The organism is Paenibacillus sp. ALJ109b (genome assembly GCF_010747435.1).
Taxonomy (GTDB): Bacteria; Bacillota; Bacilli; order Paenibacillales; family Paenibacillaceae; genus Paenibacillus; species Paenibacillus taichungensis.
This window is the reverse complement of the sequence record NZ_JAAIFP010000024.1, coordinates 112,667-128,803: the sequence shown is the minus strand read 5'-3', so window position 1 is coordinate 128,803 and position 16,137 is coordinate 112,667. Positions and strand designations below refer to the sequence as shown.

The following is a 16,137-nucleotide window of genomic DNA, read 5'->3' as shown; positions in this document are numbered from 1 at the left end:
ATGTGTTACCCTCCAGAACGTACGCGAATCCAGGGACGTCCATCTTCCCACTGGATATCAACCGGAACATCGTACGTATGCTTAATTGTATCTTGTGTTAAAACTTCATGTTTGGGCCCTGCCGCAGCAATACGTCCATCGCGAATCAAGGCTACATGTGTGAACAAAGGTACGATCTCTTCAACGTGATGAGTTACATAAACGACAGTGATATTACGCTTACGCAGACGATCGATTTCGGCCAACATTTTCTCACGTTCATACAGATCGAGTCCGGCACAAGGCTCGTCCATAATCAACAATTTGGGATCTGCCATCAATGAACGAGCCAGCATTACTTTTTTGCGCTCCCCTTGAGAAAGGGTGCCGAGCGGATGATTAGCCAGTTTTGCAAACCCCATTTCATCAAGCAGGTTCAATGCTTTGGCCTTCACGTCATCCGGAATCGTTTGATAGAAACGCAAAAAAGCATAAGCTCCTGTCGCGACAACTTCCCACACCGGATCTCGAGGTGTCAGTTTCTCAATCAATGTCTGACTGATATAACCAATTTCTTTCCGAACCTCCCGCACGTCACATTGACCATACAGGTTGCCCAATACTTCAATGCGCCCCTGACTTGGAAACATATATCCATTCATCATTTCCAGCAGCGTTGTTTTACCTGAACCATTGCGCCCAAGAATCACCCAATGCTCGCCTTCTTTAACATGCAGATGGACGTCATCCAGAATCTGATTGTCTTCCCGTCTAAGAGAGACATGCTCCATCGAGATTACACTCATTTTAGCACCGCCTTTCGGATTTCCCCTAACAGATGCTCGACAGAGTTCATCCGATAAACCATTCTGGGCACATCATGTTCTCCATCAAACAGCATAACCGCAGGCACGCTCGAAATCTGAAACTGCTGTACAAGTTCCGGGATATCGTGAATATTCATCTCGGTCAAAATCCCTTCGGGCAGCAAATGTTCGGCGATCTCAAGCATTCGACGTGCTGCTGCGCAAGTTCCGCATAGCGGGGTATATATAAATACAGCCTGAGGCATGCCTTCCCATACACCACGCATTAACATTTTGGTCGTAATCGGCTTCATCAGCTTTTTTCTCCCGCAGCAACACGCAGCATAACCTCACCCGACATCGGACCATTATGGACGGTAACAGAGTCTGGTTTATTGCTGTACAACAATTCGTACATCTGACGTTTGCCATACATGCTGGACGTGTGCAAATAGATCTGACGTGGAAATAAACCTTCCCGGACGATCGAAGCAGCAACTTCACCGCCATTGGGCGAATCTGGACCCAATTCATAATCCAGAGACAAAATATCCACATCACCTTCTCTAAGCAGCATCAGGCATTCTTCTGCATTGGTAGCCAGAACAAACCCTTTCGGACATGCCCGGTAATCATCCAAAAAAACATGCATTACAATCGCTCCTCTCCCTATTTAAAGCCAGGAACGCATGAGCTCAATGTCACCACGGTGTGTTCCATCTTCGCCTGTTTCGGTTTCCAGCACAACTACCGCTTGCTGAAATTCAGGCGTACGTAACAGTTCCTGCATTGCTTTTTTTCCTATATAACCCTGTCCAATCCGTGCATGTCTGTCCTTGCATGAACCGGAAGGATATTTCGAATCATTAAAGTGAACAGCCGCAAGAGCATCCCAGTATCCCAGCAGTCTGCCTTTCTCCAGCATCGATGCCTCATTGCCTGACGTCCACATGCCTGAAGCAAAAGCATGACATGTGTCAAAACAAAAAGCAATATGTTCAGGATACCGGCTTAGCTTACGAATCTGTATCAACTCTTCCATCGTCGTACCCATGGGACCATGATCTCCAGCCTGATTTTCAAGCAGAACCTTAGCCTGTCCATCCCAATCTGCTAAAGCGGTATCTAGACAGGATATGAGATTCTGATATCCTTCAAGTGGTTCATTGCTCTTGAGATGTCCAAAGTGAACTACAGTCCCTACTGAACCGCAGGCATCTGCAATATGCAGATCATTTTGTATCGATGCGATGGTTGCATGAAAACCCGCCTCTCCTCGGGTTTTGCCCAAAGCCGGATTCGTGGGATAGGGTGAGTGGGCAATGGAGGATATCCCCTGCTTCTCACACCAGTCCCGACACTGTTCAGCATCATTGAGGTCCAATTCTTTCAAGCCAAGGCTCCGCGGGTTCTTCGGAAAATATTGAAATGCCGTAGCCCCCATCTCAGTTGCCCGCTTGGCTGCCTGAAGAAATCCACCTCTGGTGCTGACATGTGCCCCGATTCCGCTTTTAGGCCTCATGCTGGCAATCTGGACAGAAGAAAGCCTTCTTGCCCGTAATTTCCACGCGTGCTATCGTTCCCCCACAACGAGGGCAAGTTTCCCCTTCACGATCATACACTCGGCACTGCTCGTCAAAACTTCCCGTCTTGGTATCTCCCTGCATCAACGGCATTTCCATATAACCGCCTTCCGAAGCAGCTTCCCGCAACACGGATTGCACAGAATGGTACAAACGTGCTGTGAGTTCAGGCGATGCAGCAATATTTTGCGTCTTGGAGCTTGGTCTCAGACCTGCTGCAAATGCAATCTCATCCGAATAACAATTTCCGATGCCTGCAATAATGTGTTGATTGACCAGTGTAGTTTTGAGTGTACCCCGACGTCCTTTCAATAGGGCAGCAAAACGTTCTGCATTCATGCGCCGATCAAGAGGTTCAGGTCCAAGGTCAGACATTGCCTCTTCCGTCTCTTTGGAAGTAAGCAGATGCAGATATCCTAAACGGAGCCCAATAAAGAATAAAGTATATTCTCCAAATTGAATTTCCACTTGAGTGGAGCGATCAGGACGTTCAGCTTCCGTGCCCCAGAAAATCATTCCGCCCAGCATGAGATGAAGCACAAGCCGCTTACCATTAGCCAGATGAAAGATCAGATGTTTGGCCCGGCGCTCTACAAATATGATACGATTGCCTGTCAGTTCACGGGTGAACACATCAGGATCGGTATTAATCGACTTTTCACGGTTAACCACCACACCTGTAATCGGCAAATCGAGTATTTTCTCGGACAGCAAGGTCCGGTAGTTTTCCATTTCCGGCAATTCCGGCATCGTACATCTACCCCTTCTTGGATGCTTGGCTTGTCGTCTGCGACAGCCACTCAATCAGTTTATGCAAATCTTCAAACACATGATCAGGACGAACCTTGGTCGCCTGGATGTGGCTATCCATATTGTCCCGTGTCGTTATCCCGGTAAGAACCAGCAGTGTCTCGCATCCCGCTGCAGCTCCTGCGGCAATATCTGTACGCATATTGTCTCCGATTACAGCAACTTCATCAGACTTTAAGTTCAATCGGCTAATGGCAGACTTCATAATAATACTTGACGGTTTGCCAATGACGGTAGGATGAACTCCGGTTGCTGCTTCTATCGCTGCCCCAATCGTCCCCGCTCCGGGCGTAAGCCCATCATCAGAAGGTAGCTGCAAATCAGGATTGGTCATGACAGATTTAGAGCCACCATTGATCCAGCGAAGCGCTTTAGTCAATTTATGATAGGAAAATTCACGATCAATTCCTTGTATAACGTATTCAGGTTCATCATCCGTTAGTGTAAGCCCTGCAGCTTCTATCGCTTGCAACAGCCCTTCTTCTCCGATACAAGCCACTTTCGCACCTGGAGACTCTTGAGCCACGTATTCCGCAGCCGCCACCGCAGAAGTACATACCTGTGATGCATCGGCAGGGATACCCATCCCGTTCAGATGATCTGCCACACCTTGCGGTGTACGCGAAGAATTATTAGTCACAAACAAATAAGGCATGCCTTGTTCATTCAATGTCTGAATGAGCTTATCGGCTCCTTCGATACGATGTCTGCCATGATAGAGCGTACCGTCCAGGTCGATCAGATAGGCCTTAATCATATACAGCACTTCCTTTCTTTATTGCATTAACATTTCATGTCATTAACCATTTGCCTCGAACTTCAATGCCAACCTATGTATACAGTACAAAAAAATGGCTAACTCGTATCTGCACGCAACACGTCGAACCGAATCGAACTCGGACGTTTGGCCCCGCGCGTCTTCTGTACAAGCTTGTCATTTCCTGCGCTTTCCCGGAAAATAATTTGAATCATTTCCCTGCTCATATTGCCCATCCTACACGCTTTCCGGCCAGATTGCAAAAGGGACCTCGGGAGTAACTTCCCCTTAGTCCCGTGCAATTAACGGCTTGTTCTCCCGTCGTGTTTGGCTGTACTGTTTCGCGCATCCATCATTAGGATTCACTCTTACGGTGAACAACTGGAATAAGCTCGTGTTCAATCGCAAGTTTCGTATTCGGGAATATCGATTGCGCTTCCTCCAGTAGTGGCTGCAACTGATCCTCATCTTTGTAACGAGAGCTAAAATGGGTCATGATCAGCTGTCCTGCACCTGCCGCTCTCGCCGCCTCAGCCGCTTGCTTCGATGTACTATGATAGTACTCATGAGCCGTATCAGCCAAATCATGCAGAAACGTTGCTTCGTGTACAAGAATATCCGCATTTAGTGCAATTGGCTGTACATTGTCACATGGGCGCGTATCGCCCAAGATGGTAATGACCATTCCACGCTTGGGTGCACCCAACACATCTTCTGGACGAAGGAATTCCCCGTTGTCGAGGGTAATCGTTTCTCCCCGCTTCAAGCGACCAAATAGTGGCCCAGGCTTCAATCCATACTCAGCCAGTTTTGCAGGGTCCAGACTGCCTGGACGATCCTTTTCGGTAATCCGATACCCATAACTGTCGATACGATGTTCCAGCAACGCAGATTCCACAATGAAGCTCTCATCTTCGAAAAGCACTCCGCCTGTATGTTCTACAATGCTTAGATCATAGTTTAGACGTGATTGGCTCAGCTCCATGGTTGTCATGATCATTCGTTCAGTTCCTGGCGGACCATACACCGTTAACGGTGTAGTGCCACCTTGATATGCCCTGCTGGAGAGCAGGCCTGGAAGTCCAAATACATGATCTCCATGTAAATGGGTGATAAATATTTTCTCCAATTTGCTCAATTTAAGCGGAGAACTTAAAATCTGATGCTGGGTTCCTTCCCCGCAGTCAAACAACCACAATGCTCTGCGCTCATCCAACATGCGCAGCCCTATGGAAGTTACATTCCGCTGAAGCGTAGGTACACCAGCGTTAGTTCCCAGGAAATATAGTTCCATCTGGATCGCACCTCTTTCTGCTGCCAGCAAAAAGCCTCCGACAATGCGGAGGGCTTTGCCTGACCTTTTACTTTTAAGCCTTATCCACGTTAAAATACTTCGCTTGCGGATGGCTGAATACCATCGCCGATACGGATGCTTCAGGTTCCATCATGAAACCTTCAGTCAATTCCACACCAATATCCTCAGGCTGTAACAACTTGAACAGTGGCCCTTGATCTTCCAAATCGGGACAAGCCGGATATCCGAATGATACCCTGATTCCCTGATAGCGTGCTCCATGACGTTGCTTCATGGTCATCTGTGCTGGATCCGGGAATCCCCAGATATCTCTCATCATATGATGAACTCGCTCAGCTAATCCCTCTGCTACTTCAAGCGCTACGGATTGCAGAGCATGTGAGCGAAGATAATCACCTTGCTCCTTCCAAGCTGTTGATAACTCCCGTACACCGTGCCCAGCCGTTACGACCATGAAACCAACGTAATCCATTTGTCCGGATTCCACTGGCTTCAAGAAATCGGAAAGACACAGGTATGGCTCAACTTTTTGACGAGGGAACGTGAATGTATGCAAGATATTACTTGTATTCTCCGGGTCATAGATGATGACACTGTTACCGCTGGACTGAGCCGGGAAGAAACGATACATCGCATGAGCTTGAATAATCCCGTCACGAACAGCTTCCTGCATAATATCATCCACTACTGCTTTCAGGTCAGTAGCTTTCTGATCACCCGAAGCAAGCAACTGCTCTACTGAGCCACGCAAACCAAGATGGTGACCTAGCAACATCTGCATGTTCACATACGGTAATATGTGTGATAGCGGATAGTTCCGCATCACATGTCGTTCCAGATCCGGTGGAACGAGAACCGGGTTGTCTATTGCGATATCCGAACGCTCTACCCGTGTAAGCTCGGGAAGTGAGGTAACGGTTTCTGCACCAGCTGCGTCCGCCTCTTTTTCAGCGTCCATCTCCAACTGCATCACTTCGCGAGTGCTTGGGTTCATGAGTTTGTTAGCCAAATCCAGACCGTCCATCGCATCTTTTGCATATACAACCATGCCATTATATTCCGGGCGTATACGATTCTTGGTGAATTTGCGTGTCAATGCCGCTCCACCAACCATAATAGGTACATCAATTCCTGCGGTACGTAAGTCCTGAGCGGTAAGAATCATCTGTTGCGCCGATTTTACCAACAGACCGGATAGACCGATTGCATCGACTTTCTCTTCTCTGTATGCCTCAATAATTCGCTCTGGTGGTACTTTTATACCCAAATTAATGATCCGGTAACCGTTATTGGAAAGGATGATCTCCACCAGGTTTTTGCCGATGTCATGCACATCGCCTTTGACCGTCGCTAGAATAATCTTTCCTTTAACTGACGTCTCATTCTTCTCCATGAACTGTTCCAAATATGCTACCGAAGCCTTCATAACTTCCGCGCTCTGAAGCACTTCTGCTACGATCAGCTCATTATTGTTAAACAGTCGTCCTACTTCTTCCATGCCCCGCATCAACGGGCCATTGATTACTTCAAGGGCTGTATATTTGGCGAGTGCTTGCTCCAGATCGGGCAGCAAACCTTCTTTGCTTCCTTCAACAACATATGATGCAAGACGTTCTTCCAACGACAGGTTCGAAATCTTTTCTTTTTTCTCAACCTTTTTGTTACGGAACGCCGCTACAAAAGCAGCCAGTGTTTCGTCATTCGTATTATATAACAGCTCTTCCGAGAGTCTGCGCTCTTCTTCCGGGATGGATGCATAACGCTCCAGCTTCTCTGTGTTAACGATGGCATAATCGAGACCTGCTTTGGTACACTCATATAAAAATACAGAGTTCAGTACTTCACGCCCTGCTTCAGGCAATCCAAATGAAATGTTACTGATCCCCAGTATCGTATGGCATTCAGGCATCGCTTCTTTAATGACACGAATACCTTCGATTGTTTCTTTGGCCGAACCGATATACTGTTCATCGCCCGTCCCTACTGGAAACACCAGGGTATCAAAAATCAGGTCTTCGGCTTTTAACCCATATTTGTTTACCAGCAAATCGTAAGACCGCTTGGCTACCTCCAGCTTGTCCTCACGACTAATGGCTTGTCCACGTTCATCAATCGTTCCGACAACGACAGCACCGCCGTATTTATGCAAGAGCGGAGTGACCAGCTCGAACTTTTCCTCGCCATCCTCAAGGTTAATGGAGTTAATTATCGCTTTACCCTGAGAGTATTGCAGTGCAAGGTCGATGACGGCTGCATCAGTTGTATCGATCATCAGTGGCACCTTTACTTTTTTGACAACAAGTTCAAGGAATTTCTCCATGTCTTCGGCTTCTTCACGGTCCGGGTCTTGAACACAAACGTCGACAACATGTGCCCCATTTTTCACCTGAGCCCGAGCAATTTCTGAAGCTTCTTCATATTTCCCTTCAACAATAAGACGCTTGAATTTCCGTGATCCAAGTACGTTCGTACGTTCCCCAACCATATAAGGTCGATTGTCCTGTTCAACGTAGACTGGATCTATTCCTGACAACGCTGGTGGATGTGTTCCGTTCATTTCTCTGGGAGGGTACTTGGCAAGTGTATCCCGCATTGCCCGAATATGTGCAGGCGTTGTTCCACAGCAGCCACCCGCGATGTTCAACCAGCCCTGTTCGGCAAAAGCACCGATCTTCTGAGCAAGTGAATCCGGGGATTCATGGTAATTACCGTTTTCATCCGGAAGACCTGCATTTGGATAACAACTTACTGCAACTGAAGCCATCCCGGAAAGCGAGCGAATATGGTCACGCATGAATTCCGGACCTGTAGCACAGTTTAGTCCCACCGAAATTGGGTTAAGGTGTTCTAAGGATATATAAAAAGACTCAATGTTCTGACCAGCGAGGGTTGTGCCCATCGGTTCGATCGTTCCTGAGATCATCAGAGGAAGCTTGATACCACTTTGCTCGAATGCCTGTTGAATTCCAATGCTACCTGCTTTTACATTGAGCGTATCTTGTGAGGTTTCGAGCAGCAGCGCATCAACGCCTCCCTCAATTAAAGCAAGCGCTTGCTCAAAATAGCTGTCAATGAGCTCTTGAAAAGTAACTCCACCTGTTACTGACAGCGTTTTGGTTGTAGGTCCCATGGCACCTACCACATAACGTGGAGACTCCGGTGTCGAAAATCGATCCACGGCTGCTTTTGCAATTCTGGCTGCTTCGAGATTAATTTCACGTGCACGGTCCTGAATGTCATATTCAGCAAGTACAACAGATGTTGCACCAAACGTATTTGTTTCAATTAAGTCAGCACCGGCTTCCAGATATTCCTCATGAATACGCTGGATTAGCTCTGGACGTGTAAGTACAAGCATTTCATTACATCCATCCAGGTCTTCTCCGCCAAAATCTGCGCCTGTGAGATCAACTTGTTGAATCATGGTCCCCATTGCACCGTCGAGGATCAATATTCGTTGTTTTAATGCATCATGTAGGCTAAGCTTGTCCAATATCGTCACCTCCGCAAAACGTTAAATCTTAGTTTAACAGAAACTAACTTAATGTGAAAGATCGGGTTTGATCAGTTCCATGGCGGTTTTTTATGAAGGTCGAAGGAATTTGTGAATCGACAAAAATAGAGGAGTCCGATATAATAGCGATTAAACCAAGTGGAAAAGAGGGAAAGAATATGGCTGAAATTGTAATCCGAAATACGAACGAACGTATCACAGGAGACGAAAATGTTCGAAATTTCTTAAACAAATATGAAGTATTATTTGAAAAATGGGACGCGTCCAAATTAAACACTGATCTGCAAAACAACTTTGGACTCACCGATGAACAAAAAGAAGAAGTACTAAAAACATATGACTATGAAATCAGAGACTTGGCTGCGCGTCGCGGGTACCAAATCTGGGATGTAATTACGCTGTCTGAACAAACACCAGATATTGAAGAGAAGCTTGCAAAATTCGAAGAGATTCATACTCATGCTGAAGATGAAATCCGCGCTATTGTAGCCGGCAAAGGAATCTTTGTCATCAAAGCTACAGATGATGTAGGTTACTTTAATGTAGAATTGTCTCCTGGAGACGTTATCTCGGTACCCGAGAACACCCCACACTTCTTCACTTTGATGGAAAACAAACAAATCATTGCCGTACGTCTGTTTATTGAAAAAGATGGCTGGATCGCAGATCCTTACCCAGATCCAACGTTTATCAAACAAGCCTAATAAGCAAATTATATTATTTGCTCAACAAACCCCTGTTCAATTCGAACAGGGGTTTCTGCATATTCAGATAGTATACAACATTAGATGTTCTATATAAAATAATGTGGATATTTTGCCTTCATCTTCTCTTGTTCAACAACAACTAGTCTGAGATGAGCTTCCATAACCTCAACAGCTCGCTCGGTTTCACGTTCCGTAATAAGTCGGTATATTTCTTTATGTTGTGAAATAATAACCTCTGCATCGGAATCCTCAGACAAGCGTAATAAACGAAGCCGATTAAAGGGAATATTGAGCTGCTGTAGCATTTTCCAAGTTCTCATTTTTCCTGTGCCTTGAAACAATATCTGATGAAACTCTTCATCTAGTTCAAAAAGCCGATAAAAATTATTTTTCCCTATACATACTTCCTGCATGGCGATATTGGTTTCAAGTCTAAATCTGAACTCTTCGGGAAAAGAGGCACAAGCCAGAGTGACAATTTCCTTCTCCATCTTCTCTCTCATAAACCGGCCTTCTTCAACATGCTCCAGATTAATATGGGAGACAATGGTTCCACTCTGTGGAATGATATCCAGTAATTCTTCCTCGGCAAGCTTCATGAAAGCTTCACGTACTGGCGTTCTGCTTACTTGCAATTCATCCGCAATTTCCTTCTCGGAAATCTTGGTACCAGGCTCAAGTTCAAGGTGCAGAATTCGTTCCTTTATCAGATTGTATGAATAAGCCCGGGTCGAACCTCTAATCTTTTGATTAAGTGACATTCCTTAACCTCTTCCTCTCAGCCATATTCATCCATCTTAGCACAATTTGCCGTTCCACTTAAATTCCCTAAATGAAACGGCAATGGGCAAATTTCAGTTCAGAACTATTGTTGCTTGTTTTCTTTGTATTTCTTATACGTGTCATTGGAAAGCTGCATATACTGAGGCAAGCCTTGGCTCTCCAGCTCTTTTACAAATGCATCAAACTCAGAAAGTTTACGTTCTCCCAAAATGAATTTAAGCGTATTTTGATCAGAGAAATCTTTAAGCGGTGTGCTAAGCAGTGTCACCTGTTCACGATCGATATCCGAGTAAGGAATTGGAGGCTCCGCAGGAACCACTTCTTTGATATCTTTCATGTCTTGCTGGAATTTCAATTCTTCCTCACTAAACATGGAGTGCAACAAATCTGTCGTTCCTCCATAGGCAAACACACCACCGGAGAATCCGTAATCGATGCGCAAGTCCTTCGTGCCTTTTGGATTCAATCCGTTATAGTTCACATCTTCGGCCAACTTACGAACGCCATCCTGTTTGGTGAAGGTTTCGCCTTCTACACCCCATTTGGCAAATTCTTGACCTTCATCACTATAGTATAACCAGTCAATAAATTGCATGGTTGCTTTGAAATTCTCGTTGTCTTTAATTTTCCCGGAAACCATGACACCGTTTTCAAGTCTGGAGCCGGACATCAATTGACCTTTAGGGCCACCAGGAACTGTAATTTTGGCGATGGAGAAATTTCCTTCTCCCAACGTTTTATTCATGTCATTACGATGAAGCACTACCGTTTGCGAGTTTCCATTAATAATGAAGGATTTTCCAGAAACAAACTTTTGAATAGCCTGGTCATCGTCCTGGGTGAAGCTTTCTTTATCCAGCAGCCCCTCCGATACAAGCTTGTTAAAGTAAGTTAACATTTCCTTGTATTCCGGCGTAGTCGAAGTGTATACAAATTCATCCTGATCTTCTTTATACGTTAAACCATTGCCAAATCCCCACCCAGCTTTCGTTCCAAAACTGGTAGCAGCAATATTCAATGTACTGTTAAATTGGAAACGATCTGAGAACGGAACGGAATCTGGATAGATTTCTTTTAGCTTTTTGGCTGCATCATACAATTCATCCCATGTCTTTGGAATGGCAATGTTATTTTTCTCAAAAATATCAGTTCTCACAATAAGGGTATAGTCCGGCCAAACCTCTTCATGTAAACCCGGGAGTACATAATATTTCCCATCTTCTTGTCGAAGACCCTCAAGTTCATCCTGAAGTCCCCATTTCTCTACTTTATCCTTGAAGTTAGGCATCAAATCAACATAGTCACTCACTGGCAAAATCGCACCCGAGGATACAAAAGCCGCTTCTTCACCCGGATAGGTTTTCGGAATAACCAGTGGGGCATCTCCAGAACTGATCAGAAGGGATCTTTTCTGGGAATAGTCACTCATCGGAACGATGGTAGGCTCCAGCGTTACTCCTGTTTTTTCCGTGATTTTTTGGAACAGGAGCCAATCCTTTTTGTACGGGTATGCTGGCTGGTCACTGTACAGAATAGATAGATTAAATGGTTCAGTGGCTTTGAAGGTCTCCCCTACACCATAGGACTCCATGGCTCCCTTGGATTCTGGTTCGACTTTGTCTCCACCAGCTCCGCTGCTACATGCTGCCAGAACGACACTCATCATTGTTGCCAATACCATCTTGCCTACCAGCTTACGTGGTCTCTGTTTCATTCAATTCTCCCCCTGCATGTGGTTTAGATTGGCCTTACAATCAAGATGTTGAACTATATTGGGTTAGGATTACTGTTTTACTGTTTAACAGATCCCAACATGATACCGGTTACAAAGTATCTTTGAACAAATGGATAAATCGTTAAAATAGGCAAAATGGTGAGTACCATTGTGACCGATTTGATATTTGCAGAAATTTGAGTCAGATTATCCGCTGAAGCACCAGCCGAAGCACCGCCAGTTGCACCTGCAATCATATTGCGCAAGTAGATCGTAACGGGAAACAGTTCCTTTTTGTCGAGATACAGGAAGGCAGGAAACCAAGAGTTCCAGTGTCCTACAGCGTAAAACAGAACCATCGTTGCCATGACAGCTTTACTCAGTGGTAGAATGATCCGCAACAAAATGCCATACGTATTCAAACCGTCAATAGCTGCCGCTTCCTCAAGCTCTTCAGGCATGTTTTCAAAAAATGATTTCATAATTAACATGTTATAAATGCTGATTGCCCCAGGCACAACCAGTGCCCACATCGTATTATTGAAGCCCAGAGAGTTAATCAGGACATAGTTAGGAATCAAGCCGCCACTGAAAAACATCGTGAATACGGCGAACATCGTCAAAAATTTTCGTCCCATTAATCTTTTCTTGGATAAGGCATAAGCGAAAATGGTCGTCATGAACATAGAAATCAAAGTACCAACAACGGTATATATAATTGTGTTTTTATAGTTGGTCCAGAACATGCTATCACGAGAAATGGTCTTGTAAGTTTCTACATTAAACCCTCTTGGGATAATGCTTACCTTGCCTGAATTGATATAAGCCTCGCTGCTGAAAGACTGGGCCACGACATTCAAAAACGGATAGAGCGTAATGAATACCACAAGCAGCAAAAAGATGGCATTGAAAACTTTAAATACTTTGTATGATTTTGATTCCAGCATGTTGCTCCTCCTTTACCACAAGCTTCGTTGTGTCAGTCTGCGTGAAATTGCATTAACCGAGAATACCAAGATCAGTCCAATAATGGATTCGAACAAACCAATGGCGGTAGCATAGCTAAAATTGCTGGACTGCAAACCTACCCGGTACAGATAAGTAGAAATCACGTCAGATGTCTCGTAGATCAGCGGATTGTAAAGGAGCAAGATTTTCTCAAATCCAACCGCAAGGAAATTACCCATGTTTAAAATCAGCAATGTAACGATCGTTGGCAAAATGCCTGGTATAGTTATATGGAGGGTTTGCTTCCAACGGTTCGCACCATCGATCCGCGCAGCCTCATACAAAGAATCATCAATTGTTGTTAATGCAGCCAAATATAGAATGGCACCCCACCCCATACCTTGCCAAACCTCAGAGGTGATATAAATTGTTCTGAACCATTCCGCACGTTGCATGAAAGGAATGCTGTCTCCAGTAAAGAATGAAACCATTCCGTTAATGGAGCCATTAACTGCCGTTAATTGCAGAATCATTCCGGCAACGATAACGATGGACAAGAAGTGCGGAAGATACGATGCGGTCTGCACAAACTTTTTGAAACGTTTGCTTTTCACCTCATTCAGCAGCAATGCAAAAATGATCGGAACTGGGAAGGTGAAAAGTAACGCAAGTCCACCGAGCATAAGTGTGTTCCCAAATACTTTCCAAAAGGTTGGGTCTTGAATGAACATCTGAAAATACCTGAATCCAACCCACGTCTCTCCAAAAATACTGCCTCCCGGTACAAATCGTCTAAATGCGATCACATTACCGAGCATGGGCCCATATTTGAAAATAATAAGATAGATAATTGGAAGAATTAACAGTGAGTACAGCTGCCAATCTTTGCGAAGCAGAGCTGTAATAGTTCTTAACCTGCTTTCTTTACGTAAAGATGTCATCGTTAGCGTGGTTTTAGCGGTTTCCGACTCCATATGTTATTTCACTCCGATCCTTAGCTTAATAAAATAAAAGCGTTTTCGATCAATGCTTATCATCTCTTCTTTTTGTAGAAGACAAGTAATCAGATGCACTTCACCCCCACCTGCAGAATAAACCAAACTAATGTAAGCGATATCAATTTTGAAAATTAATAGAGGCACATTTCGGTTAAGATGCTTACCCTCATTTTCTCACTAACCACTTCATGTTGTATTTCCAGAACCAAATGGTTTCCTCCAATTATGTAAAGCGCTTACAAACGATGTGAAAATTATAGCGAATAACTCCCGTTTCCACTTCATTCAAGTAAGTCAACAGATATTCGCTGCATTCATTCGCATACTAGTCATACTAGTATGTTAGTTATATTCTAAATCAGCAGTTCTATAATTTCAATAACTTTTAGTAAAAAAAATTATATTTTGTTATTACGGTATAGTTCAAGCTGTCCAAAAACAAAAAACATTGTTAGGTTTTATGGATAAAATACATCTCATAAAACCTAACAATGTTTGAGTAGTACATGAAAAAACGATTTAAGATGCACTAATTGAGAATTCGGCAATGATTCGTTCCAATTCGGATAAATGCTTGATTTGATGGTCAGGCACATACGATTCGGTATTTTCTTTATTCTCACGGTTAATCCAAACAGATTGAATACCTGCAGACAACGCTCCACGAATATCAGTCGTAAGCTTATCTCCAACCATCAAACTTTCCTCAGGTTGCACTCCCAGCTTACTCAATGCGTGTTCGAAGATCGAAGGATCCGGTTTCCCTTTACCGAACGTACCCGAAATAATAATTTCGTCAAAAAAAGGAGCCAATTCAGGAACACCATCAAGTTTCTCTTGTTGTAAAGCAGGACAGCCGTTGGTTAAAAGCAAAAGCTTGAACTTCCCTTGCAGATGACTCAATGTTTCCATCGTTTCTTCATAGACATGGGGTCTTGATCTCCGCTCAGCCCCAAATTGTGAGGCAAGTCGTTCCGCCAGATCTTCACGATCAACACCCAATTTTAACAAGCCGCGACGCCATGACTCTTTACGATATGCGGGTGCAAGTTGCTCCAACTGGCGAAACTCCGGCTGATCCCCACCCGTGAAGTTAGCCCAAAGACCTTCAAACGGGTTAATCCCAATCATTTTGGTAAACGAAAAAGTTTCATAAGATTCATACAGATTACGTGCCTCATTACGAACAGCTTCTTCAAGGTCTTCGGGTTTAACACCAGTCTCTTGAGCTGCAATCAGGCAAGTCTCATGGAAGGCTTCTCGAACACTGCGCTCATCCCACAGTAAAGTATCATCTAGGTCGAACAAAATCGCTTTTAACGCCATTTCGGTCATCTTCCCCTTTATGCAATAATTACTTTTTCTCGTATGTTTCCACGGTGATCTGATGTGCTTTGGCGAATTTCAGAAGACGTTCAGTGATTGCATCGGTATCATAACGATTAAGTAGTTTGGTAAATACCCATCTCTTACCTCGTGCATTATGCTCAATTACAACCGTACCTGGCTCAATTCTGAATTTCACGATATCGTCGACTCCAATTGAACGCTCGCGGTTCCCTTTTGTCGTCAAAATCCGATTACTTCCTATTTTGACATAAGGGCGACGGAGCATGAAGATGACTGCCAAAAATACGTACAGCAACATGGTCACCCAGTCCCAAGTGGTCATCGGAGCTTTGACAAGAAATGTACTCATAAAGAGGTACAGGAATGCTAGTCCGATCAGAAAAATAGGAAACAGCAGGCTGCGTCCTTTAAATACGTCCTCACCTGGTGTACCGGAAACCGGTTTACCGCTTTTTTTGCGTTGCTGATTCAACTGCTTAGAATTTTTTCGAACCGTTCTCTCGAACGAACGCGACATAAGAATCCCCCTTAGATGTTCTTTGTATCGGCTTACATAACTGCAAACCAACATTTCCCCCTATAATTTGCAACCTCTAGATAACAGGAAGAAACCTAAATATCATATTGATATCATTAGGTTTCCTTAATGTTTGAGTTTGCCTTGGTGGCCCTGATCGTTCTCATCATCTACAATTTCAATCGAATCCAGTTGCTGTCTGAAATTGCTTCGAATGTTATTCAAATAGATTTCTCTAAGCTTGGCACGCTCTGCGAGCTCTTCCTCTGTCAATCCAGTGGATTTTTTCTTACGGGCCAATTCATTAATACGTGCTACCAGACTATCTATATCCAAGCTTGTCCCCTCCAAAAATA

The 16,137-nt window shown here is 44.4% G+C and carries 17 protein-coding genes; 1 reads left to right on the top strand and 16 read right to left on the bottom strand.

Features of this window, described 5'->3' with window-relative positions:
• Window positions 1-5 precede the first annotated feature (5 nt).
• From G3352_RS22125 to metH, 9 genes are all read right to left on the bottom strand, one after another.
• A complete protein-coding gene (locus G3352_RS22125; RefSeq protein WP_163759914.1) occupies window positions 6-785 on the bottom strand; it encodes an ABC transporter ATP-binding protein in 780 nt (259 codons plus the stop codon).
• Window positions 782-1,099, bottom strand: coding sequence for a thioredoxin family protein (locus G3352_RS22120; protein WP_053780884.1), 318 nt, complete (start codon window positions 1,097-1,099; stop codon window positions 782-784). The genes G3352_RS22125 and G3352_RS22120 overlap by 4 nt, the downstream gene beginning before the upstream one ends.
• Entirely contained in the window at window positions 1,099-1,437 is a 339-nt protein-coding gene (locus tag G3352_RS22115) for a cyclic-phosphate processing receiver domain-containing protein (RefSeq protein ID WP_163759911.1), read from the bottom strand. Before G3352_RS22115 ends, G3352_RS22120 begins: the two co-directional genes overlap by 1 nt.
• Window positions 1,438-1,458: 21 nt before the next feature.
• Entirely contained in the window at window positions 1,459-2,307 is an 849-nt protein-coding gene (locus G3352_RS22110) for a deoxyribonuclease IV (RefSeq protein WP_163759908.1), read from the bottom strand.
• Window positions 2,297-3,118, bottom strand: coding sequence for an Fpg/Nei family DNA glycosylase (locus G3352_RS22105; protein WP_090999727.1), 822 nt, complete (start codon window positions 3,116-3,118; stop codon window positions 2,297-2,299). The genes G3352_RS22110 and G3352_RS22105 overlap by 11 nt, the downstream gene beginning before the upstream one ends.
• Window positions 3,119-3,125: 7 nt before the next feature.
• Window positions 3,126-3,935, bottom strand: coding sequence for a TIGR01457 family HAD-type hydrolase (locus tag G3352_RS22100; protein ID WP_076289102.1), 810 nt, complete (start codon window positions 3,933-3,935; stop codon window positions 3,126-3,128).
• 98 nt (window positions 3,936-4,033) lie between these two features.
• Window positions 4,034-4,162 (bottom strand): hypothetical protein, encoded by a 129-nt coding sequence (locus tag G3352_RS31490; protein ID WP_275898454.1) that lies wholly within the window; start codon window positions 4,160-4,162, stop codon window positions 4,034-4,036.
• Window positions 4,163-4,290: 128 nt separating this feature from the next.
• Complete coding sequence (gene rnz / locus G3352_RS22095; protein WP_163759905.1) at window positions 4,291-5,229, bottom strand: ribonuclease Z; 939 nt, start codon at window positions 5,227-5,229, stop codon at window positions 4,291-4,293.
• A gap of 73 nt (window positions 5,230-5,302) precedes the next feature.
• Window positions 5,303-8,743, bottom strand: a complete 3,441-nt coding sequence (gene metH / locus G3352_RS22090; protein WP_163759902.1) for a methionine synthase — start codon at window positions 8,741-8,743, stop codon at window positions 5,303-5,305.
• A gap of 179 nt (window positions 8,744-8,922) precedes the next feature.
• Here metH and G3352_RS22085 point away from each other — a divergent pair, with 179 nt between their 5' ends.
• Window positions 8,923-9,468 carry a cupin domain-containing protein gene (locus G3352_RS22085; protein ID WP_163760002.1) on the top strand — a complete coding sequence of 182 codons (546 nt, stop codon included), beginning with the start codon at window positions 8,923-8,925 and terminating at the stop codon, window positions 9,466-9,468.
• Window positions 9,469-9,557: 89 nt separating this feature from the next.
• Here G3352_RS22085 and G3352_RS22080 read toward each other — a convergent pair whose 3' ends face one another.
• From G3352_RS22080 to G3352_RS22050, 7 genes are all read right to left on the bottom strand, one after another.
• Window positions 9,558-10,232, bottom strand: coding sequence for a GntR family transcriptional regulator (locus G3352_RS22080; protein WP_076289099.1), 675 nt, complete (start codon window positions 10,230-10,232; stop codon window positions 9,558-9,560).
• Between the two features lie 104 nt (window positions 10,233-10,336).
• Complete coding sequence (locus G3352_RS22075) at window positions 10,337-11,968, bottom strand: ABC transporter substrate-binding protein (RefSeq protein WP_163759898.1); 1,632 nt, start codon at window positions 11,966-11,968, stop codon at window positions 10,337-10,339.
• Window positions 11,969-12,045: 77 nt separating this feature from the next.
• Entirely contained in the window at window positions 12,046-12,915 is an 870-nt protein-coding gene (locus G3352_RS22070; protein ID WP_024630394.1) for a carbohydrate ABC transporter permease, read from the bottom strand.
• Between the two features lie 12 nt (window positions 12,916-12,927).
• Window positions 12,928-13,890 (bottom strand): ABC transporter permease, encoded by a 963-nt coding sequence (locus G3352_RS22065; protein WP_076289097.1) that lies wholly within the window; start codon window positions 13,888-13,890, stop codon window positions 12,928-12,930.
• 543 nt (window positions 13,891-14,433) lie between these two features.
• Window positions 14,434-15,240 (bottom strand): HAD family hydrolase, encoded by an 807-nt coding sequence (locus G3352_RS22060; protein ID WP_163759895.1) that lies wholly within the window; start codon window positions 15,238-15,240, stop codon window positions 14,434-14,436.
• A gap of 28 nt (window positions 15,241-15,268) precedes the next feature.
• Complete coding sequence (locus G3352_RS22055; protein WP_163759892.1) at window positions 15,269-15,781, bottom strand: vitamin K epoxide reductase family protein; 513 nt, start codon at window positions 15,779-15,781, stop codon at window positions 15,269-15,271.
• 126 nt (window positions 15,782-15,907) lie between these two features.
• Window positions 15,908-16,117 (bottom strand): DUF896 domain-containing protein, encoded by a 210-nt coding sequence (locus G3352_RS22050; RefSeq protein WP_163759890.1) that lies wholly within the window; start codon window positions 16,115-16,117, stop codon window positions 15,908-15,910.
• Window positions 16,118-16,137: the final 20 nt, after the last annotated feature.